General features: G+C 60.4%; 20 protein-coding genes and 1 pseudogene. 4 read left to right on the top strand and 17 right to left on the bottom strand.

Translation table 11 applies throughout. The features are described 5' to 3' along the window. Positions 1-117 precede the first annotated feature (117 nt). A complete protein-coding gene (locus QVF59_RS00610) occupies positions 118-1,122 on the top strand; it encodes a class 1 fructose-bisphosphatase (RefSeq protein ID WP_159877238.1) in 1,005 nt (334 codons plus the stop codon). Positions 1,123-1,230: 108 nt separating this feature from the next. Next, a complete protein-coding gene (locus QVF59_RS00615; RefSeq protein ID WP_159877240.1) occupies positions 1,231-2,028 on the top strand; it encodes a response regulator in 798 nt (265 codons plus the stop codon). Here the strand turns inward: QVF59_RS00615 and QVF59_RS00620 are convergent, their stop codons facing one another. Continuing rightward, positions 2,029-2,865, bottom strand: coding sequence for a hypothetical protein (locus tag QVF59_RS00620; RefSeq protein WP_287876743.1), 837 nt, complete (start codon positions 2,863-2,865; stop codon positions 2,029-2,031). It lies immediately after the preceding gene. 83 nt (positions 2,866-2,948) lie between these two features. After that, positions 2,949-3,383, bottom strand: a complete 435-nt coding sequence (locus QVF59_RS00625) for a GNAT family N-acetyltransferase (RefSeq protein ID WP_159877242.1) — start codon at positions 3,381-3,383, stop codon at positions 2,949-2,951. A 120-nt stretch (positions 3,384-3,503) separates the two neighbouring features. On the opposite strand from QVF59_RS00625, the gene QVF59_RS00630 reads away from it, so the two are divergent. Further along, positions 3,504-4,142 carry a LysE family translocator gene (locus QVF59_RS00630; RefSeq protein WP_159877244.1) on the top strand — a complete coding sequence of 213 codons (639 nt, stop codon included), beginning with the start codon at positions 3,504-3,506 and terminating at the stop codon, positions 4,140-4,142. A 52-nt stretch (positions 4,143-4,194) separates the two neighbouring features. Here the strand turns inward: QVF59_RS00630 and QVF59_RS00635 are convergent, their stop codons facing one another. The 15 genes and pseudogenes from QVF59_RS00635 to QVF59_RS00700 form a co-directional block, all read right to left on the bottom strand. Then, complete coding sequence (locus QVF59_RS00635) at positions 4,195-6,015, bottom strand: family 2A encapsulin nanocompartment cargo protein cysteine desulfurase (RefSeq protein WP_287876745.1); 1,821 nt, start codon at positions 6,013-6,015, stop codon at positions 4,195-4,197. Next, positions 5,990-6,922, bottom strand: coding sequence for a family 2A encapsulin nanocompartment shell protein (locus QVF59_RS00640; RefSeq protein WP_199101872.1), 933 nt, complete (start codon positions 6,920-6,922; stop codon positions 5,990-5,992). Before QVF59_RS00640 ends, QVF59_RS00635 begins: the two co-directional genes overlap by 26 nt. Positions 6,923-7,064: 142 nt before the next feature. After that, positions 7,065-8,021: a serine O-acetyltransferase EpsC gene (gene epsC / locus QVF59_RS00645; protein ID WP_287876746.1), complete on the bottom strand. Its 957-nt coding sequence runs from the start codon at positions 8,019-8,021 to the stop codon at positions 7,065-7,067. Between the two features lie 41 nt (positions 8,022-8,062). Then, entirely contained in the window at positions 8,063-8,608 is a 546-nt protein-coding gene (locus QVF59_RS00650; protein WP_287876747.1) for a rhodanese-like domain-containing protein, read from the bottom strand. Positions 8,609-8,880: 272 nt separating this feature from the next. Further along, the gene (locus tag QVF59_RS00655) at positions 8,881-9,669 is read right to left on the bottom strand and encodes a MetQ/NlpA family ABC transporter substrate-binding protein (protein ID WP_159877253.1); all 789 of its coding nucleotides are present in this window, start codon (positions 9,667-9,669) and stop codon (positions 8,881-8,883) included. A gap of 107 nt (positions 9,670-9,776) precedes the next feature. Beyond that, positions 9,777-10,454, bottom strand: coding sequence for a methionine ABC transporter permease (locus tag QVF59_RS00660; RefSeq protein WP_287876748.1), 678 nt, complete (start codon positions 10,452-10,454; stop codon positions 9,777-9,779). Next, positions 10,451-10,708 (bottom strand): NIL domain-containing protein, encoded by a 258-nt coding sequence (locus tag QVF59_RS20895; RefSeq protein WP_476726929.1) that lies wholly within the window; start codon positions 10,706-10,708, stop codon positions 10,451-10,453. Before QVF59_RS20895 ends, QVF59_RS00660 begins: the two co-directional genes overlap by 4 nt. A 24-nt stretch (positions 10,709-10,732) precedes the next feature. After that, positions 10,733-11,464 (bottom strand): annotated as a pseudogene (locus tag QVF59_RS00665) (methionine ABC transporter ATP-binding protein); the annotation flags it as partial. A 225-nt stretch (positions 11,465-11,689) separates the two neighbouring features. Continuing rightward, a complete protein-coding gene (locus QVF59_RS00670; protein ID WP_045844948.1) occupies positions 11,690-11,908 on the bottom strand; it encodes a TOBE domain-containing protein in 219 nt (72 codons plus the stop codon). 21 nt (positions 11,909-11,929) lie between these two features. After that, positions 11,930-12,721 carry an ATP-binding cassette domain-containing protein gene (locus QVF59_RS00675; RefSeq protein WP_287876751.1) on the bottom strand — a complete coding sequence of 264 codons (792 nt, stop codon included), beginning with the start codon at positions 12,719-12,721 and terminating at the stop codon, positions 11,930-11,932. A gap of 10 nt (positions 12,722-12,731) precedes the next feature. Beyond that, positions 12,732-13,523 (bottom strand): aliphatic sulfonate ABC transporter permease SsuC, encoded by a 792-nt coding sequence (gene ssuC, locus QVF59_RS00680; protein WP_287876752.1) that lies wholly within the window; start codon positions 13,521-13,523, stop codon positions 12,732-12,734. Positions 13,524-13,534: 11 nt separating this feature from the next. After that, on the bottom strand, positions 13,535-14,674 hold the full coding sequence (ssuD, locus tag QVF59_RS00685; RefSeq protein ID WP_287876754.1) for an FMNH2-dependent alkanesulfonate monooxygenase: 1,140 nt from the start codon (positions 14,672-14,674) through the stop codon (positions 13,535-13,537). A gap of 43 nt (positions 14,675-14,717) precedes the next feature. After that, positions 14,718-15,653: a sulfonate ABC transporter substrate-binding protein gene (locus QVF59_RS00690; protein WP_287876755.1), complete on the bottom strand. Its 936-nt coding sequence runs from the start codon at positions 15,651-15,653 to the stop codon at positions 14,718-14,720. Between the two features lie 14 nt (positions 15,654-15,667). Further along, complete coding sequence (gene ssuE / locus QVF59_RS00695) at positions 15,668-16,258, bottom strand: NADPH-dependent FMN reductase (RefSeq protein WP_287876756.1); 591 nt, start codon at positions 16,256-16,258, stop codon at positions 15,668-15,670. Between the two features lie 238 nt (positions 16,259-16,496). After that, positions 16,497-17,894: an amino acid permease gene (locus tag QVF59_RS00700; protein WP_159877264.1), complete on the bottom strand. Its 1,398-nt coding sequence runs from the start codon at positions 17,892-17,894 to the stop codon at positions 16,497-16,499. A 543-nt stretch (positions 17,895-18,437) separates the two neighbouring features. Here QVF59_RS00700 and QVF59_RS00705 point away from each other — a divergent pair. Further along, a complete protein-coding gene (locus QVF59_RS00705) occupies positions 18,438-20,219 on the top strand; it encodes a PAS domain S-box protein (RefSeq protein ID WP_159877266.1) in 1,782 nt (593 codons plus the stop codon). Positions 20,220-20,223 lie beyond the last annotated feature (4 nt).

The following is a 20,223-nucleotide window of genomic DNA, read 5'->3' on the forward strand; positions in this document are numbered from 1 at the left end:
TTGATAGCTGTTAGCGCATGACGATGCAGGCATATTCGTTATAATGACCGCCTGACATTAGATTCGCTGTGCCAGAACCAGATACGTTTTGCACATCCACCGCACGCAAGGAATGACATGAGCCGCATCACCCTTTCCCGCTTTCTGATCGAACAACAGCGCAAGGCCGGCACCCTGCCGCCCGAACTGCGCCTGCTGATCGAAACCGTTGGCCGCGCCTGCAAGGCCATCAGCTACTCCGTCAACAAGGGTGCACTGGCCGGCATTCTGGGCGAAGCCGGTACCGGCAATATCCAGGGCGAGGCACAAAAGAAGCTGGATGTGATCGCCAACGACTTCCTGCTGGATGCCAACGAATGGGGTGGCAGCCTGGCCGCCATGGCATCGGAAGAAATGGAACTGCCCTACCACATTCCGGGCGAATACCCGAAGGGCGAATACCTGCTGATGTTCGATCCGCTGGACGGCTCGTCCAATATTGACGTCAATATCTCGGTAGGCACCATCTTCTCCATTCTGCGCTGCCCGGCAGGCATTGATCACCCCACCCAGGAAGCCTTCCTGCAGCCGGGTACCAAGCAGGTTGCCGCCGGCTACACCGTTTATGGCCCGCAAACCATGCTGGTGCTGACCTTTGGCAGCGGCGTGCACGGCTTTACGCTGGACCGCGAGCACGGCTCCTTCGTGCTGACGCACTCCGACATGCAGGTTCCGGAAACCACACAGGAATTTGCCATCAACATGTCCAATATGCGTCACTGGGAAGCCCCGGTAAAACGCTATGTCGACGAAATGCTGGCCGGCAAGACCGGTCCGCTGGGCAAGGACTACAATATGCGCTGGGTGGCCTCCATGGTGGCCGAAGTGCATCGCATCATCACCCGCGGCGGCATCTTCATGTATCCGAAAGATGCCCGTGATCCGGACAAAGCCGGCAAGCTGCGCATCATGTACGAAGGCAATCCGATGGCCTTCATCATTGAACAGGCTGGCGGCGCAGCCACCAACGGCCACCAGCGCATCATGGACATCCAGCCGCAAGGCCTGCATGAACGCATTGCGGTGTTCCTGGGTTCCAAGGAAGAGGTAGAACGCATTACCCGCTACCATCAGGAGCAATAAGCCAAAAACCCTGTCGCCTGCGGCAGGGTTTTTTCATTGGCCATGCTGACAGCACAGCCAATCAGCCTATAGTGGAATGTAGCCTTACAACAGAAAACGGATACACGCATGCTGTCTACCCAACATCTGATTGTCGCGCTGGCAGAAAGCTCGTCGGTTCAAGCGCAGATCATCCGCAATGCGCTGGCAGAACTTGGCATCACGCGCATGGAAGTATTCGAAACCGGGGAAGCACTGCTGGAATACATCGGCAAATACAAGCCGGACGTGGTGATGAGTGCCTTTCACCTGCCGGACATGACTGCCGGAGAATTGATTTTCCAGATGCGCGGCCACCCGGAATTGCGCGACCTGCCCTTCATCCTGATTTCCAGCGAAACCAACCCGGAGCTGATTGACCCCATGCGTCAGGCCGGACTGATGGGCATTTTGCCCAAACCCTTCGACCTGCCCCAGTTGCGCAAGGTCATCAACGACACCATGGATTTCCTGGCCGTCAACCAGAACGATACCGACAGCGATATCGACTATGCCGACCTCAACATCCTGGTAGTGGACGACAGCGTGATGGCACGCCGCCACATCCGCACCGTACTGGAAAGACTGGGCTTCGAGAAAATTACCGAATCCTGGAGTGGCAAGGATGCCGTACCACTGATCGACAGCACGCTGTTTGACCTGGTGCTGACCGACTACAACATGCCGCTGATGGATGGCTGCGAGCTGGCCAGCTACATCCGCACCCGCAGCATGCAGTGCTCGGTTCCCATCATCATGATTTCCAGTGAGGAAAACATGGAAAAACTGGCAGCTGCCGAGGCTGCCGGCGTGTCCGCCATCATGGGCAAGCCCTTTGAAACCTCGGCGGTGCGTCAGATCCTGCGCACCCAGCTGGCACAGCGCTGATCAGCGCGGCATCACCCACACCAGGCGGGAGCCGCCCTGCGCATCGCTCACTGCCTGGCGTCGCCAGTAACCCTGATTGGCATAGCCAGCCGTGCTTGCAGCCACCCCATTCATCCGGCAATAGCTTACCTCCTGGTAACCTGCCTGCAGCAGCTGGCTGCGCCCTTTCTTGCGGGACTTCACGCAACCGGGGTGGCTGGCCAGCGCTACCACATCCGCCGGGGCGGCCTCTTCCCAGCCACGCACCATTTCCAGCTTGGGCTGGGTCATGACGGCTAGTCCACCCAACACCGTGCTCAACAACGCATGCCATTCAGGCACCACCGTGGCCATCGGCGCAGCCAGTTCACCGGGGTAATTCACCAGCAAGGCCAGGCTTTGTTCGGTATCCGCCAGCCAGTCGCTGCCACTTGCCGAGAAATCAGCGCTTACCAACAATAGGGCGACTGCATTGCTGGCAGGCAGATGCATGACAAAGGCCCCGCCCTGCTCACCCGCATGCAGATAGAAGGCATCGGCAGGCAGCGTGAGCCGCTCCGGCATATTGGCGGGCAGGCGGGTATGCTGCAGCGCCTGCATCAGGCCATTTTCCAGATGTGCCATCACCCGGCCATGGCGGCAAAACTGTCCATAGGCATCGGCCAGCCGCTGTTCGATGGTCATACGTGCGCTGGCTGCCGGATACACCTGGGCGGCGCGTTCCAGTTCGCGCACCACCAGCGCCATGCCTTCCTGTTGTACGGCTTCGGCTTGCACCGCCTGACTGTAAAGCTGCCCGACACGTCTGGCCCATGGCCGCGTGGCGGCGTAGCGTTGCACAGCGTAAATCATTTCCATGACAGCCCCCGGACGAGAAAAAAGGGCCGCATTGTAAGCGCAAGCGGGCCTCTGCCGCCAGTGAGGTGCTAACGACTCCCGGTTCAGGCCTGGCTGTTGCCGCTGGAAATATAAGAATAGCGGCAGATATCCTCGCGCCGCTGCCAGCCTTGCCGGTCCCAGAAGCTGAGCGCGGCGGTATTGCTGCGAAATACATCAAGATGGGTCTTGGCGATGCCTTGGCGCGCCAGTTCGGCAATGCAGGCATCCACCAGACGTCGCGCCAACCCCTGACGCCGATAGGCCGGCAGCACCAGCAAATGCTGCAGATAGCCACGGCGGCCATCATGGCCGGACATCACACAGCCCACGATCTGGCCATCGCACTCGGCAACAAAACTCAGACCGGGGTTGCGCGCCAGATAACGCGCGGTAGCTTCTTCAGAATCAGCATCGCGGATGGAAATACCAGGGGTTTGCTGCATCAGGGTAAGCACGGTGGGGTAATCGTCCAGTTGCATCAGACGGATGGATGGCATGACAACACTTTCATGAAGGGCAAGCGCATGATGTTATGCTGCCAATGGCCGCCCGCAAAGACCGGGCAAGCAGACAGCAGCGCCAGCCACCTCCCTCACCCTTAGCCCAGAGAGCCATTCATGAGTTCTTCAGCCGCTTTCATTGCCATTGTGCTCGCCATTTTGCTGGGTGCCATCAGCCCCGGCCCCAGCTTTGTGGTGGTGGCCCGCACCGCCATCAGCCAGTCGCGTCGTCACGGCCTGGCTACTGCACTGGGCATGGGTGTAGGCGGTGCTGTTTTCAGTCTGCTGGCCTTGCTGGGTCTGTACTCCCTGCTGGCCGCCGTGGGCTGGCTGTATGGTTTGCTGAAACTGGCGGGCGGGGTGTATCTGCTGTGGCTGGCCCTGCGTATCTGGCAAGGCGCAACAACACCCCTGACATTGGCTGCCACACATGACAAACAGCATGACCCGCTACTGCGCGCCTTCTGGCTGGGGCTGTCCACCCAGTTGAGCAACCCCAAGACCGCAATTGTCTATGGCAGCATTTTTGCTGCCCTGCTGCCCAGGCAGCCGGCATTGTGGTGCAGCCTAGCCCTGCCGCCTGCCGTGCTGCTGGTGGAGGCTGGCTGGTATGCGCTGGTGGCCTTCGGCTTTTCCAGCAGCAGGCCACAGGCCATCTACCTGAGCGCCAAACAGCACATCGACCGCCTGGCTGCGTGTGCCATCGGCCTGCTGGGGCTACGTCTGATCCTGAGCGCACCGCGTGCCGGACTGTAAAGCAGCAAGGGCCAATGCATGGCATTGGCCCTTGCTGTTTGCTACATCACCCTCAACCCCGCCGTGCCAGCCGCTGTAATACCGCTACCAGGGTATCGACTTCCTCGCAGGTGTTATAGAACGCCAGCGAAGGCCGCACCGTGGCTTCCAGCCCGAAGCGCCGCAGAATCGGTTGGGCGCAGTGGTGGCCGGAGCGCACCGCAATGCCTTCCTGATTCAGCGCCTTGCCCACTTCCTCGGTGCGATAGCCCGGCAGCACAAAGGACAGCACGCTGGCCTTGTTGGCTGCCGTGCCGACCAGGCGCAAACCCGGTACCGATTGCAGGCCGTGGGTGGCATACACCAGCAGGTCGTGCTCGTAATGGGCAATGGCTTCCAGCCCGATACGCTCGACATAGTCGATGGCTGCGCCAAGGCCCACCGCGTCCGCGATATTGCCCGTGCCCGCCTCGAACTTGTTGGGTGCCGGCTGATACAGCGTTTTCTCGAAGGTGACATCGGCAATCATGTTGCCACCCCCTTGCCACGGCGGCATGCTGTCCAGCAACTCCTTCTTGCCGTACACCACGCCAATGCCGGTGGGTGCAAACACCTTGTGCCCGGAGAACACAAAGAAGTCAGCATCCAGCGCCTGTACGTTCACCCGCATGTGCGAAACCGACTGCGCGCCATCCACCAGCACCCGCGCCCCGGCGGCATGCGCCAGCGCCACGATTTCCTGTACCGGTGTCACCGTACCCAGGGCATTGGATACCTGGGTGATGGCTACCAGTCTGGTGCGGCTGTTCAGCAGCTTGCGGTATTCGTCCAGCAGGATCTGCCCGCTGTCATCCACCGGAATCACCCGGATTTTGGCTCCGCTGGCTGCTGCCAGCATCTGCCAGGGCACGATGTTGGCGTGGTGTTCCAGCTGCGACACCACGATTTCATCGCCCGCGCCGATATTCTGGCGTCCCCAGGTATTGGCCACCAGGTTGATGGCCTCGGTGGCTCCGCGTACGAAAATCACCTGATCCGGGCTGGGAGAGCCAATGAAACGGGCCACCTTGTTACGGGCCGCTTCGTAGGCATCCGTCGCCCGCGCCGCCAGCTCATGCGCGGCACGGTGGATGTTGGAGTTTTCGTGCTGGTAGAAATAGGCCAGCCGGTCGATCACCGCTTGCGGCTTGTGCGTGGTGGCGGCGTTGTCCAGCCAGATCAGCGGCTTGCCATTCACCCGTTCGGCCAGAATGGGGAAGTCACGTCGCACGGCGTTTACATCAAAGCCATGGCCACGACTGGCCACCTTGCGGTCGAAATCCGGTGCCTTGCCATGCTGCGGCCACTCCTCGACAAAGTAATAGCCATGGCTATTGCCCTGTGCGGGTGTTGCCAGCACCGGCTGTCGACTGTCACCGGCCAGCAGGGCGCGCAGCTCATCCGCCCCCGGCAGGCCGAAGGGCTGTGCCGTTACCCGGTCATCCACCGGCAAACTGCTGGACGATGCCGGGTAAGCCGAGGATTCGCCGATAAAGTAATACGGCGAGGACGGCACGGCGGCACCGGCAGCGGACGGGGCGGAAGGCTGGGCGGCGGCCAGTTGCGGAATGGCCGCACCATAGCCCTCCGGCACGGCATAGGCATGCGGGCCACCACGGCCAAAGCCATCCAGCGCCGCCGGTTCCGGTGTGTGCGCGGCGGCAGCGGCCGGTTGTGGCGACAGCTGCGGACCGGCCACATCCAGATTCAGCCCATTGGACGCCGCTGGCGCACTGCCCGGCAGCTGCCCCGGCAAGGCGCTGAAGAAGGCATTGGCCAGATTCGCCAGCTGGGCGACATCAGGCAGGCCGTCTGGCAGGCCGGAAGGCTTACTTGTAGGTATCTGGGTAGTCATGGTACTTGCCAATCTCCACGTCTTCGAGCACGGCCAGCGCATCTTCGGTCAGCACGGCCAGCGAGCAATACAGCGAAATCAGGTAGGACGCGATAGCGTTGCGGTTGATGCCCATGAAGCGCACCGACAGGCCCGGGCTCTGTTCGCCCGCCACACCCGGCTGGTACAGGCCGATCACGCCCTGACGCTTTTCACCCACGCGCAGCAGCAGGATCTTGGTCTTGCCGTCTTCGTCGATAGGCAGCTTGTCCGACGGGATGATGGGAACACCGCGCCAGGTGATGAACTGCGAACCGAACAGGCTCACGGTCGGCGGCGGCACGCCACGGCGGGTGCATTCACGACCGAAGGCGGCAATGGCCAGCGGGTGAGCCAGGAAGAAGCCCGGCTCTTTCCATACCTTGGTCAGCAGCTCGTCCAGATCGTCCGGGGTCGGTGCGCCGGTCAGGGTGGAGATGCGCTGGGTTTCGTCCACATTGGCCAGCAAGCCGTATTCCGGGTTGTTGATCAGCTCGGATTCCTGACGCTCCTTGATGGTTTCAATGGTCAGGCGCAGCTGTTCCTTGATCTGGTCATGCGGGCTGCTGTACAGGTCGGACACACGGGTGTGCACGTCCAGCACGGTAGTGACCGCATTGAGGAACAGTTCGCGCGGCTGTTCTTCGTAATCGACAAAGGTTTGCGGCAGTTCGGATTCATCGCGCTGCGAGCAGGCCACCTGCACGCCGGCCGCATTTTTCACCCGGTTCAGACGGAAAATGCCCGCTTCTACCGGCGACCATTGCAGCAGGTGCACCAGCCAGCGCGGGCTGATGGTGGACAACTGCGGTACGGTTTTGGTGGCATTGGCTAGCTGGCGCGCTGCGTTGTCGCCCAGTGCCTGTTTGACGTCCTGATGTTGAGACATGTCTGCTCCATAAGGGATGGTGGAAGAAACAAAACTGCAGGCAACACAGCCCCCTTGCCGGCGGCCTGCAGGCAAAGCTCCGCCCTGCCCGCTGCCCATGCAGCGGGATCAGGTGGTCAATCAGTGATTGGTAGTGGTGCGGTTAAGGTGAGGCGGCTTGCAGGCTGGCCTGGCTAATCTGACTGCCCGGCGGCACGCTGCGGGTGAGCCAGACATTGCCGCCAATGCTGGAACCACGCCCGATGGTGATGCGCCCCAGCACGGTGGCCCCGGCATAAATCACCACATCGTCTTCCACGATGGGATGGCGCGGCTGGCCCTTGAGCAGGCTGCCATCCTCGCCCTGTTCGAAGCGTTTGGCCCCCAGGGTGACGGCCTGATACAGCCGCACCCGCTCACCGATGACGGCGGTTTCGCCTATCACCACGCCGGTGCCGTGATCGATGAAGAAGCCGGCACCGATCTGCGCGCCGGGGTGAATGTCGATACCGGTTTCACCATGGGCGATTTCGGCGATGATGCGCGCCACCAGCGGCAGTCCGGCGCGATACAGCAAGTGCGCCAGGCGGTGATGCAGGATGGCGTTGATGCCGGGATAGCACAGCAGTACTTCATCCACACTGCGCGCTGCCGGGTCGCCTTGCCAGGCGGCGGTGATGTCGGCATCCAGCAGGCGGCGCTGATCGGGCAAGGCGGCGGCAAACTGCTGGATGATGCTTACCGAATGCGCAACCGACTGTGCTTCGATGTCATCTGCCGACAAACCGTTCAAGCGGGCGCTGTAGCGCAGCTCCAGCACCACTTGTGCTGCCAGCGCATCCAGCGCCACGGCCAGGCTGTGGCCGACGAAAAAGTCCTCGCTGCTGTCACGCAGCCCTGGCGGACCCAGCCGCATCGGAAACAGCGCCGCAGCCAGAGCCGCCACGATGTCACGCAAGGCGGTACGGGACGGAAACTCGCGAGTGGAAAAATCCCGCAAACGGCCCTGGCTTTGCCGCCAGTCGGCACGCGCCGCATGCAGGGCGCTGACTACGCTGTCCAGATGCCAGTCGTGTACCACCGGCTGGGCAGGACCAAAGGGGCGGACCAGATCATTCATCGCTGCACTCGCTCTATCGTCACTCGGGCCTGAGCCGGGTTTCAGTCCTGCTGCCAAGGCAGCTTCCAGTAGCGCCAGCCGCCCACATCGCCGCGCTGGTTCTGGCTGTCCAGATCGCCTTCAAACCCTTCCAGCACGTTGTACACCTGGGTAAAGCCGGCCTTGGCGGCTGCCTCGGCCGCGGCAGCGGAACGCTTGCCACTGCGGCACAGCAGCACCACGATGCTGTCCTTGCCACCGGTCTTGTTTTCCAGCTCGCGCAGGAAGCGCGGATTCTTGATCAGCGCCGTGCCGGTCTGCCAGGCCACATGCAGCGAGCCAGGCACCTGGCCGACGAATTTGCGCTCTTCGGCAGTACGCACATCCACCAGCGTGGCGACACCGGCTTCCACCAGCGACCAGGCTTCCAGCGGGTAGAGCGCGCCGGTATAGGCAAGGCCGCTGTCTGCGGCACGCAGGCGGGCAATTTCCAGCAGCTCTTCGCTGGCACTGACTGCGTCGGTGGCACTGAGGTGATGGCCGCTAGGTCCGGCCTGGTTGGTATTCGGGGTGGTGCTGGAGGTGGTATTGGTCTGCAGTTGCGTCATATTGGTCTCCCTGGCTGATGCCATCTGGCTTGCAGACCAATATACGCGGCAGTGCGCCGCCGACTAAGCAAGAAAAACTGCAGTGATTATGAAGAAAATAGATAACCATGCCGTTCTTATGGAATTTTCTGGCATAGCAAAATGAATATGCTTATCAACAGCTTGTGTGTACTTAAAAAAGCATCAGAAAGCGTAATAGAAAGCCGTGCAAATACAAAACGGGATGGCGTTTGCCATCCCGTTTTCAGTCAGCAGTGCGTATCAAGTCCGGATCAGAACGCCGGAATCACCGCGCCCTGGTACTTGGTTTCGATGAACTTCTTGGCTTCCGGGCTGTTCAGCGCAGCAGCCAGTTTCTTGATGGCGGCGCTGTTCTTGTTGTCGGCACGGGCTACCAGCAGGTTGGCATACGGCGAGGTGGTTTCGGTAAACAGCGCATCACGCTTCGGGTTCAGCTTGGCTTCCAGCGCGTAGTTGGCGTTGATCAGCGCAACATCCACCTGGTTCAGCACGCGCGGCAGGGTGGCGGCTTCCAGTTCCTTGATCTTGATGTTCTTGGGGTTGGACACGATGTCCTTGGTGGTCGGGTAGATGTTCTTGCGATCCTTCAGCTTGATCACACCGCCCTGATCCAGCAGCAGCAGTGCGCGGCCGGCATTGGTCGGGTCATTCGGGATGGCCACGGTAGCGCCTTGCGGCAGGTCGGCCACTTTCTTGTACTTGCTGGAGTAAGCGGCAAACGGCTCGATGTGTACCGGCTTGGAAGCCACCACCAGGTGGGTGCCACGGTCCTTGTTGAACTTGTCCAGATACGGAATGTGCTGGAAGAAGTTGGCATCCAGCTGCTTTTCTTCTACCTGGGTGTTAGGCAGCACGTAGTCGTTGAACACCTTTACTTGCAGGTCCACACCTTGCTTGGCCAGGGTGGGCTTCAGGGCTTCCAGGATTTCAGCATGCGGCACCGGCGAGGCAGCCACGGTCAGCTTTACATTTTCGGCGTGGACGGCCAGGGCGGCCACGCTCAGGCTCAGGGCAGCAAACAGCTTGGAAACGCGTTTCATCGTTTTTTTCTCCAGATCAATGGGCAAAGGGGCTCCATACAGCCGGTCAAGTCCGGCTGTACAGGGATTCACAACAAAGGGAATGCAGTAATGTGCTGGCGGCTGACTCAGCCGAAGCGACAGCGGCGCACCAGGGCGTCGCCCGCGGTTTGCAGGGCTTGTACCAACACCAGCAGCAGGGCCACGGTGACGATCATCACCTCGGTCTGGAAGCGCTGATAGCCGTAGCGGATGGCCAGATCACCCAGACCGCCGCCGCCGATCACCCCGGACATGGCGGTGTAACCCACCAGCGCCACGGCGGTAACGGTAGCCGCGCCGATCAGACCGGGCATGGCCTCGGGCAGCAGTACCTTGAACACGATCTGCGGCAGTTTGGCCCCCATGGACTGGCTGGCTTCAATCACGCCGCGGTCGATTTCGCGCAGCACGTTTTCCACCAGGCGGCCAAAGAAGGGAATCGCCCCCACCACCAGCGGCACGATGGCACCGGCCACGCCGATGGAGGTACCCACCAGCAACAGGGTGAGCGGAATCAGCACGATCAGCAAAATCACAAACGGCAGCGAGCGCAGCACGTTCACCATGAAAGACAGCACCGCATACAGGCGTGGGCGGGCACGCAGCTGGCCCGGTGCGCTGATGTACAGCAGCACGCCCAGCGGCAGGCCGAACACGATGGTAAACAGCAGGGACACGCCCAGCATGGTCAGGGTATCCAGGGTGGCACCGCCGATTTCCGGCCAGTCCACCGTCAACAACAGGCTTGGGTCGAATCCGCTCATGCCAGCACCTCGCAACGTACACCCTCACGGGCAAAAATCTCCGGCAAGGCCGGCAGTTCCACATCAGATGCCACCACGCCCACCAGCAGCTGGCCGCAAGGCGTGTCACGGATTTCGCTCAGGGTGCCGCTCAGCAGGTTGACGCGCAGGCCGGTTTCGCGGCCCACCTTGTCCAGCACCGGGCTGAGCGTGGGCTCGCCAACAAAGGTGAGCTTGAGCAGCGGCACGCCGATGCGCGCGCGCCAGGCTTCCACCCGCTCGCCCTGACCAAAACCGGTTTCGGCCAGCAGGCTGCGGGTGACGGCATGCTGCGGCTGCAGAAACACGTCCAGCACATTGCCCTTTTCCACCACCTTGCCGTGATCCATCACCGATACGTGATCGCACAATTGGCGAATCACGCGCATGTCGTGGGTAATCAGCACGATGGTGAGATTGAGCTGGCGGTTGATGTCGGCCAGCAGGGCCAGAATGGAATCGGTGGTTTCCGGGTCCAGCGCCGAAGTAGCTTCGTCACACAGCAGCAGGTCCGGGTGATTGGCCAGTGCACGGGCAATGCCCACGCGCTGCTTTTGCCCGCCGGACAATTGCGACGGACGTTTGTCCTTGTGATCGGCCAGGCCCACCAGTTGCAGCAGCTCATCCACGCGGGCATCCATTTGTACCGGGCTCAGGGTACCTGCCAGCTCCAGCGGGAAGCGCACATTGCCGCCCACGGTGCGCGAACGCAGCAGATTGAAATGCTGGAACACCATGCCGATGCGCTGGCGACGTTGTTGCAGCGCAGCTTCCGGCAGCGCGGTGAGTTCCTGCTCGCCCAGGGTAACGGTGCCGCTATCCGGGCGTTCCAACAGATTGAGACAACGAATCAGGGTACTTTTACCGGCCCCCGAGCGGCCGATGATGCCGTAGATTTCACCGGCGGCCACTTGCAGGCTGACATCGTCCAGCGCGGCGATGCGGCGGCCTTCATGGCTGAAATGCTTGCTGAGATTGCGTACTTCTATCATACCGTCTGCGTTCTATCCCCTGCCCTGATCAGGCAGAAAGCGGGTGAGCGACGGGGGATAACCCGTCAGGAGTGGCAAGTCTAGCGATAGTTGCTGCAAACCAAAAATAATAAAAATTTTGTTGTATATCGTTTTGGAGAATATTGGATACAGAAGACTGCACCCCTCCACCGCCGCTTGCCAGCCGCACCCGCGCGACCTGCAAGCGGCAGTCGTCAGCGGCGCTCAAGCCAGCGTGGCGATGGATACTTCAGTGGATTTGACGAAGGCCACCACCGGCGAGCCCACTTTCAGTTGCAATTCGCGCACCGAACGGGTGGTGATCACCGAGGTGACAATGCCGGAGGCGGTTTCCACATCCACTTCGGACAACACCGGCCCTTCGATGATTTCCTTGATCACGCCCTTGAACTGATTACGCACGTTAATGGATTGAATGCTCATGATTTTTCCTTGGTGATGGGTTTACAAGGCCCAGTGCAGCTGCGAAAAATGCAGCGACGCGAGCGGTATTTCATTGATTAAGGGTGCATTGAACGAAGGCCCTTGCAGCACGCGTTGCAGGATGTGCTGTTCCAGTGCCACAAAGCGGCTATCGGCCGGGTTGCGGCTGCGTGGCAGCTCCACCGGCAAATCCAGCGCCACCCGGCCCGCTTCCAGCAAAACCACGCGGTCGGCCAGCGTCACCGCCTCGCTGACATCGTGCGTCACCAGCACCGTGGTGCAGCCATGCTGCTGCCACAAGCGCTCGATCAGGCTCTGCATTTCCAGCCGGGTGAGTGCATCCAGCGCGCCCAGCGGTTCGTCCAGCAACAGCAGCGAGGGCTGATGCACCAGTGCCCGCGCCAGGGCCACCCGCTGGCGCTGACCGCCGGACAGCCGGGCCGGCCATTCCTGCGCCCGGTCAGCCAGCCCTACTTCGGCCAAGGCCTGTTCGGCTTCACCACGACGGCTGGCCGGCAAACCCAGCGCCACATTGTCCAGCACGCTTTTCCACGGCAGTAGGCGGGCTTCCTGAAACATCACCCGCACGCTTTGCCCTGCCGGCTGTTGCAACAGGCCGCCATCGGCCTGATCCAGCCCGGCCAGCAAACGCAGCAAGGTGCTCTTGCCGCAGCCGGAGCGGCCGACAATGGCCAGGAACTGGCCTTGTGGAATCAGCAGATTGAGTTGATCCAGCACCACGCGATCGCCAAAACCCCGGCTCAGATCCTGCAGATGGATGGGGCGGGCGCTGTTGAGATCATCCAGTTTCATCATGTTCTCCTCAGGCGGCCTTGAAGTAGGACGGATGCCAGCGCAGCCAGCGTTTTTCCAGCGTCCGGGCGGCCACATCCACCACCTTGCCCAGCGCGGCATACAGCAGGATGGACAGCACCACGATGTCGGTTTGCAGGAATTCGCGCGCATTGGCGGCCAGGTAGCCAATACCGCTGGTGGCCGACAGGGTTTCCGCCACGATCAGGATGATCCAGGCAATGCCCAGCGCGTAGCGGATGCCCACCAGGATGGACGGCAAGGCACCGGGCAACACCACCTGACGGAACAGGGCATTACCGCTCAGCCCATAGCTGCGTGCCATTTCCAGCAACTGCGGGTCCAGCGAGCGAATGCCGTGGTAGGTGTTCAGGTAGACCGGGAACAACACCCCGAAGGCCACCAGAAACACCTTGGCTGATTCGTCGATGCCGAACCACAGGATCACCAGCGGCAGGATGGCCAGCGGCGGGATATTGCGCAGCATCTGCAAGGTGGTATCAAACAGCGCCTCGCCCAGACGCGACACCCCGGTAAGCAGGCCCAGCAACAGGCCAAGCCCGGCACCGATGACAAAACCGGCGGCCACCCGGGCAAAACTGACCGCCAGATGACGGAACAGGTCGCCACTGCTGAGCAATTGCCAGAAGGCCACCAGCACTTCGGTGGGTGCAGGCAGAACCCGGTGGTTCAGCCAGCCGGCCACCGAGGCCAGTTGCCAGAACAGCAGCAACAGGATGGGCAGCAGCCAGGGCAGCAAACGCTGCCACAGGCCTTGTGCCAATGCATGTGTACGTGACATGGGCATGCTCCTCAGGAGGCCGCCGCCTGGCGGATTTCATTGGGCAACAGCTGGTTGGCCATCACCTCGCCTGCAGGTTGCTGGCCGATGCTGGGCTTGAGACGGTCCGGCAGATGCGGGAACAGCAGCTCGGCCACACGGTAGGCCTCGTCCAGATGCGGGTAGCCGGAGAACACAAAGGTTTCGATACCCAGCTCGGCGTATTCCTGCATGCGTGCTGCCACGGTGGGGCCATCGCCCACCAGCGCCGTGCCTGCGCCGCCGCGCACCAGACCGATGCCCGCCCACAGATTGGGCGAGATTTCCAGCTTGTCACGGCTGCCGCCATGCAGCGCAGCCATGCGGCGCTGGCCTTCCGAATCGGCACGTGCCAGGGTTTTCTGCGCATTGGCAATGGTGGCGTCATCCAGACGGCTGATCAGCCGGTCGGCCGCGGCCCAGGCTTCTTCATTGGTTTCGCGCACGATGATGTGCAGGCGGATGCCAAAGCGCACCGTGCGGCCCAGTTTTGCGGCCCGCGCCCGCACATCGGCAATCTTCTTGGCCACTTCTGCTGGCGGCTCGCCCCAGCTGAGGTAGACATCCACATGTTCGGCCGCCAGATCATGCGCGGCATCGGAAGATCCTCCGAAATACAGCGGCGGATAAGGTTTGCTCACCGGCGGATACAGCAACTGGGCATCGCTCACCTTGATGTGCTTGCCGTCCAGATTCACCTTGTCACCGGCCAGCACACCCTTCCAGATGTGCAGGAATTCGCTGGCGGCTTCGTAGCGCTCGTCGTGGCTGAGCCAGCTGCCATCACCGGCCAGCTCCACCGGGTCGCCCCCAGCCACCACATTCACCAGCAGGCGGCCTTGCGACAGGCGGTCAAAGCTGGAGGCCATGCGTGCCGCCACCGTGGGCGACATGATGCCGGGGCGCACCGCCACCAGGAATTTCAGCTTGCGCGTGGCCGGAATCAGCGTGGCGGCGGTGACCCACGGGTCTTCGCAAGAGCGACCGGTGGGAATCAGCGCGCCATCAAAACCCAGGCTGTCTGCCGCGCGGGCAATCTGGGTGAGGTAGTCCAGGTCCACGGTGCGCGCCCCTTCCGGGCTGCCCAGATAACGTCCGTCACCATGAGTGGGGAAAAACCAGAAAATCTGCATGTCCATTATTCCTGTCTTGTTCTTGACTTGATCTTGTCGGGGCTCAGGGCTTCCACACCGCGTCTTGCACCTTGATGGCCTTGGGAATCAGGCCCAGCGCATGGAAGGTGTCGGCCACCTGTTGTTGCTGCTGGATGGTTTTGGCGTTGACATAGCTGACGCTGTAGTCCGGATGACGGCTGAGCATGGCGGCATAGGTTTCCGCCTCCAACCCGGTGTAGCCGGACAGGGTTTTGGCCACTTGCTGCACATCGCCACGCAGCTGTTTGTTGTTGTCGGTCAGCGCCTTGAACACGATGGCAATCACCTTGGGGTTGGCCTGGGCAAAGTCGCGCGCCGCCAGATAGAAGGTGTTGTTGGCGCTCAGGCCCTTGCCGGTGGACAGCACCCGCACACCACCGGCGCGGGTGGCCGCGGCGTAGTACGGGTCCCAGATGCTCCAGGCATCCACGCTGCCACGCTCGAAGGCGGCACGTGCCTCGGAAGGCGTCAGGTAAACCGGGGTGATGTCGCTGTACTGCAAGCCGGCTTTCTTCAGTGCCGCCACCGTCAGGTAGTGCGCGCTGGAGCCCTTGGTAAAGGCCACGCGCTTGCCTTTGAGGTCGGCCAGCTTCTTGATGGGCGACCCGGCCGGCAGCAGGATGGCGGAAGATTCCGGCTTGGAAGGCTCCTGGCCGATATACACGATATTGGCCCCGGCAGCCTGGGCGAATACCGGTGGCGAATCACCAGTCATGCCAATGCTGACACTGCCCGCATTCATGGCTTCCAGAATGGGCGGGCCGGCCTGGAATTCATACCATTTAACCGTCACACCCAGCGGGGCCAGCTGCTTCTCCAGCGTGCCTTGCGCCTTGAGTGACACCAGATTGATGGCACTTTTCTGGTAGCCCACGTTCAGGTCCAGCGCCTGGGCCGCCAGCGACCAGCCGGCCAGCACGGCCAGACCAAGTGTTTTTTTCAGGATTGATGCAGTCATGATGATGTCCGGATTTACAGGCTGATCAGCCGGGAAATGAAATCATTGGCATAGCGTGGCGCATGCGGGGCCGGTGCATTCACCCCCAGCAGGGCGGCAAATTCATGCACGGCGGTTTGCAGGCGCTGTTCCAGCTCCTCGGCCAGTCCGGCCTCGCCATTGGCATTGGCGCCGATTTGCGACTCCACCGCATACACGCCCTGATGGATGGCACTGGCCTTGAGCGCCGCCAGTACCGGCTTGATGGAGTAATCCACCGCCAGCAAATGGCCGGGGCTGCCGCCGCTTACCAGTGGCAACACCGGCTTGCCGGCGAGTCCGCCTTCGGGAATCAGGTCCAGCAGCACCTTGAGTGCGCCTGCATAGGCCGCCTTGTACACCGGGGTGGCAATGATCAGGCCGCTGGCCGCGCTGACCCGCTGCTGGAATTCCTGGATTTGCGGATGGGAAAACTGGCCATGCAATAGTGCATCGGCCGGAAAGTCGTGAATGCTGATGGTTTGCAGCTCGATATCCAGTGCGGCCAGCGCAACACGGCTGCGATCAATCAGGCGCGCAGTACGCGAGGTTTTACTGGGGCTGCCGAGAATGGCGAGAACGGTCATGGGTGGGTTTTCCGCAGTGCGTCATGGCAATGGACTGCACGTTAACAGAGCCCCCGTTATATCCATAAGCAAGAAAAAATGATCTTGTTATCAAGAAAAATGCTTATGGGAAAAACTGCTTTTCATCGGTATAAAACTGGCCAAGCCCAGCCACTTGGTGGACAGGCACAAAAAAGGGTGCCCCAAACAGGGCACCCTTGTGGCTTGTACCGGCTACCGCATCAGGCCGGTCGCATGATCAGTCGCGCTCCACCGCAGCCAGTGCCGGCTGGTGATGGCGACCCAGATTGAACATCTTGTACACCACTGAAACCGCCAGCAGCAGGCCGGTACCGACAAACAGCGAAACGCGGGTATCCGGATTCACCAGCATGCCAAACAGCACGCACACCAGGAAGGCAATGGTCAGCCAGTTGGTGAAGGGGAACAGGATGGACTTGAAGGGATGGCTGGCCATCTTGTCGCTGTGCGCCAGACGGAAGCGGGCCTGACACACCAGCACCACAAACCAAGGCACCATGCCCGGCAGCACGCTGGCGCTGTATACATACACAAACACCCGTTCCGGATTCGGAATGATGTAGTTGAGCGCCGAACCCAGCGCGATGCAGGCAATGGTCACCCAGATGGCATTGACCGGCACGCCACCCTTGGACACCTTGGCCAGGAAGGACGGCAGTTGCTTGTTCTGCGCCAGGGTATACAGCATGCGGCCGCAGCTATAGATGCCGCTATTGCAGCCGGACAGCGCCGCGGTCAGCACCACGAAGTTGATGACGCCTGCTGCTGCTGCAATGCCCACCTTGGCAAAGGTCAGCACAAAGGGGCTGCCTGTGCTGCCAATCTGGTTCCACGGATAGATGGCAACGATGACAAAGATGGCACCAACATAGAAAATCAGGATGCGCCAGATGATGTTGTTGATGGCACGCTTGAGAGTAACCTGCGGGTTCTTGGCTTCACCGGCGGTAATGCCCACCAGTTCCACACCCTGATAAGCAGCCACCACCAGACACAGGGCAAACAAGAAGCCCTGCCAGCCACCGGCAAAGAAGCCGCTGTGCGCGGTAAGGTTGGCAAAGCCCACCGCCGGCATGTCGGCACCGCCCACCAGGATCAGCTTGAGGCCAACCAGAATCATCACCACGATGGTGGAAATCTTGATCAGGCCGAACCAGAACTCGAATTCACCGTACAGGCGCACCGCCAGCAAGTTGGAGGCAGCCAGAATGGCGACAAAGGCAATGGCCGGCACCCACTGCGGCATGGTGGGGAACCAGTACTGCACATACACCCCGGCCGCGGTAATCTCGGAAATACCCACGGCAATCCACATCAGCCAGTAAGCCCAGGCCGTGAGATAGCCCCAGTAGGGACTGAGGTATTTATAAGCGTAATGGGCAAACGAACCGGCTACCGGTTCGGTATGCAGCATTTCACCCATGGTACGCATGATGAAGAAAATAAAGACCCCGGCAATGGCATACGCCAGCAATACCGAAGGCCCCGTCCATTTCAGCGTGCTGGCCGAGCCCATGAACAGACCGACACCGATTGTCCCGCCCAGGGCAATCAGTTCGATATGTCGTGCCTCAAGCCCGCGCTGCAGCTTTTTGTCACCTTGATTTTCTGACACGATTTATTTCCCGTTGGTTTCACATGTTTATAGCGACAATCAAATACTGGCTCATATTCTGCCAAGGCCATCATTGATCATCTTTGATCTGACTACGTATCCATGCTAACCACTTCAATGCAAGCACGCAATGAAATGCAGGTCATTGAAAACAATGGAAAACAACCCATTCGGAAACCCGAACACCAATAATATTGATTATTCGCAAAACCGAATGATTACACATTTCAATTTTTGATAATTGGCAATTTTTATTCAAAAAAAGTCGCAAAACAATAAGAACAATTCACGCCACAAAATAAAAATTTTGTGTCCGACTATTTGATCTGACAACTGGATTGCAAGAAACAGGAATTTACATCGCGCCACCGCAAGACTGGTCCCACTCCTTGCCAGCCCGGCTGACCACCATGCGTCAGGCAATGCGCCACCCCGTCTCCCGGGTGAAATTGCGCAAACAAACCAGACAATACTTTCAATACGCATTTTCATTACCCATAATGGGTATTCAGTCATCCCCTCATGACAAGGTGGAACAGGCGTATGGAAAAACTGCTCGCAGACCTGCTGCAAACCTCCCCCATCGGCATTGCCGTACTGGACAGCGAGCTGCGTTACACCCATATCAACCATCAGTTGGCCAACTCCAATGGCCTGCCGCCCGAAGCGCACATCGGTCGCACTCCGCGTGACGTGCTACCAGAAGTCGGCCCCGGGTTGGAAGCCATCATGCACAAGGTAATGGCCAGTGGCGTGCCCGAGTGCAATTTCGAGGCCAGTGCCGAGATTCCACCTGGTTCCGGCTGCTTTACCCACTGGAATGCCAGCTACCACCCGCGCATTGACAAGCAGGGACAGTCCTGCGGGATTATCGCCATGGTGGAGGATGTCTCGCTGAAAAAGCAGGCCGAGCAGGCCATCCGCGCCAGCAGCGAACGCATACGCAAGGTACTGGACGCCCTGTTTACCTTTGTGGGTGTGCTGGGTATCGACGGCATCTTGCTGGAAGCCAACCGTGCCCCGCTGGAGCAGGCCGGGCTGGAGCTGTCCCAGGTACAGGGCAAGCCGTTCTGGGAGTGCTACTGGTGGAACCACGATCCTGCCATTCAGCAAGAGCTGCAACAGGCCATCACCAGTGCAGCCAGTGGCCAGACCGTGCGCTACGACGTAGTTGTGCGCATGAAGAACGACAGCCGCATGACCATAGACTTCATGCTCAGGCCCTTGTGGGACGGCGATGGCCACATCAGCAACCTGATTGCCTCCGGCATCGACATTACCGCGCGCAAGCAGAACGAGCTGGCCTTGCAGATCAGCGAAACCTATTTCCGCGAAGTGGTGGAATCCACCCCGGACGGCCTGATGATGGTGGACCAGCACGGCGTCATCCGTCTGATCAACACCCGCATGGAGCAGCTGTTTGGCTACAGCCGGCGCGAACTGGTAGGCGAAAAGCTGGACCATCTGCTGCCAGAAGGTTTTCGCAGCCAGCATGGCAGCTATGTCACCGGTTTCTTCCGCCAGCCGGAAGCCCGTGGCATGGCCAATCGCAAGCCCTTGTTTGCCCAGCACCGCAACGGCACGCAGTTCCCCTGTGAAATCGGCCTCAACCCACTGCAAGTAGGTGGCGAACTGCTTACCCTGGCCTGTATTTCCGATGTATCCGAGCGCTATTACGCCAAGCTGGATCTGGAAAAGGCCCTGCAGGAAAAAACCGTGCTGCTAGGCGAAGTACACCACCGGGTGAAGAACAATCTGCAAGTGATATCCAGCCTGCTAAACCTGCAGGCCAGAACCGCCACACCGGAAGTGAACAAAGCCTTGCTGGACAGCCAGAACCACGTGCGCTCGATGGCGCTGATCCACCAGCTGCTGTACGAGCGCAATGATTTCTCGCGCATTCCGATGTCGGTTTACATAGAAAGGCTGACCCACCTGCTGCGCGATGTCAGCACCGGCTATGGCAATCATATTGTCTTCGTGTTCGAACGGAATGGGCCGGAAGCTTTTCTGGAGCTACACAACAGTATTCCTTTCGGACTGATCCTGAATGAAATCGTGGTCAATGCCTGCAAGCATGCGTTTGTACCAGGCCAACCGGGCAAGGTGGAAATCCTGCTGGATTCAACCGAGCAAGTTCAACTGCTGATCCGCGACAACGGCAAAGGCTGCCCCGATGGTGTGCAGCTGGGCAGTACGTCCACGCTGGGCTTCCAACTGCTGCCCATGCTGACCGAACAGCTCAGGGCCACACTGACGCTGGACACGGCACCGGGCCAGGGTTGCTGCTTCACCCTGACCATTCCAGACCTTATCCGGGAGTAGATTC

This window comes from Aquitalea sp. (genome assembly GCF_030150775.1).
Taxonomy (GTDB): Bacteria; Pseudomonadota; Gammaproteobacteria; order Burkholderiales; family Chromobacteriaceae; genus Aquitalea; species Aquitalea denitrificans.

Excerpts from the sequence above, each read along its gene's own strand:
- QVF59_RS00630 (WP_159877244.1), top strand. The coding sequence starts at position 3,504 with ATGAGTTCTTCAGCCGCTTTCATTGCCATTGTGCTCGCCATTTTGCTG.
- epsC (WP_287876746.1), bottom strand. The coding sequence starts at position 8,021 with ATGAATGATCTGGTCCGCCCCTTTGGTCCTGCCCAGCCGGTGGTACAC.
- ssuC (WP_287876752.1), bottom strand. The coding sequence starts at position 13,523 with ATGTCACGTACACATGCATTGGCACAAGGCCTGTGGCAGCGTTTGCTG.
- QVF59_RS00640 (WP_199101872.1), bottom strand. The coding sequence starts at position 6,922 with ATGTCTCAACATCAGGACGTCAAACAGGCACTGGGCGACAACGCAGCG.
- QVF59_RS00620 (WP_287876743.1), bottom strand. The coding sequence starts at position 2,865 with ATGGAAATGATTTACGCTGTGCAACGCTACGCCGCCACGCGGCCATGG.
- QVF59_RS00660 (WP_287876748.1), bottom strand. The coding sequence starts at position 10,454 with ATGAGCGGATTCGACCCAAGCCTGTTGTTGACGGTGGACTGGCCGGAA.
- QVF59_RS00610 (WP_159877238.1), top strand. The coding sequence starts at position 118 with ATGAGCCGCATCACCCTTTCCCGCTTTCTGATCGAACAACAGCGCAAG.
- ssuD (WP_287876754.1), bottom strand. The coding sequence starts at position 14,674 with ATGCAGATTTTCTGGTTTTTCCCCACTCATGGTGACGGACGTTATCTG.
- QVF59_RS00655 (WP_159877253.1), bottom strand. The coding sequence starts at position 9,669 with ATGAAACGCGTTTCCAAGCTGTTTGCTGCCCTGAGCCTGAGCGTGGCC.
- ssuE (WP_287876756.1), bottom strand. The coding sequence starts at position 16,258 with ATGACCGTTCTCGCCATTCTCGGCAGCCCCAGTAAAACCTCGCGTACT.
- QVF59_RS00675 (WP_287876751.1), bottom strand. The coding sequence starts at position 12,721 with ATGAAACTGGATGATCTCAACAGCGCCCGCCCCATCCATCTGCAGGAT.
- QVF59_RS00705 (WP_159877266.1), top strand. The coding sequence starts at position 18,438 with ATGGAAAAACTGCTCGCAGACCTGCTGCAAACCTCCCCCATCGGCATT.
- QVF59_RS00650 (WP_287876747.1), bottom strand. The coding sequence starts at position 8,608 with ATGACGCAACTGCAGACCAATACCACCTCCAGCACCACCCCGAATACC.
- QVF59_RS00635 (WP_287876745.1), bottom strand. The coding sequence starts at position 6,015 with ATGACTACCCAGATACCTACAAGTAAGCCTTCCGGCCTGCCAGACGGC.
- QVF59_RS00625 (WP_159877242.1), bottom strand. The coding sequence starts at position 3,383 with ATGCCATCCATCCGTCTGATGCAACTGGACGATTACCCCACCGTGCTT.
- QVF59_RS00670 (WP_045844948.1), bottom strand. The coding sequence starts at position 11,908 with ATGAGCATTCAATCCATTAACGTGCGTAATCAGTTCAAGGGCGTGATC.
- QVF59_RS00615 (WP_159877240.1), top strand. The coding sequence starts at position 1,231 with ATGCTGTCTACCCAACATCTGATTGTCGCGCTGGCAGAAAGCTCGTCG.
- QVF59_RS00690 (WP_287876755.1), bottom strand. The coding sequence starts at position 15,653 with ATGACTGCATCAATCCTGAAAAAAACACTTGGTCTGGCCGTGCTGGCC.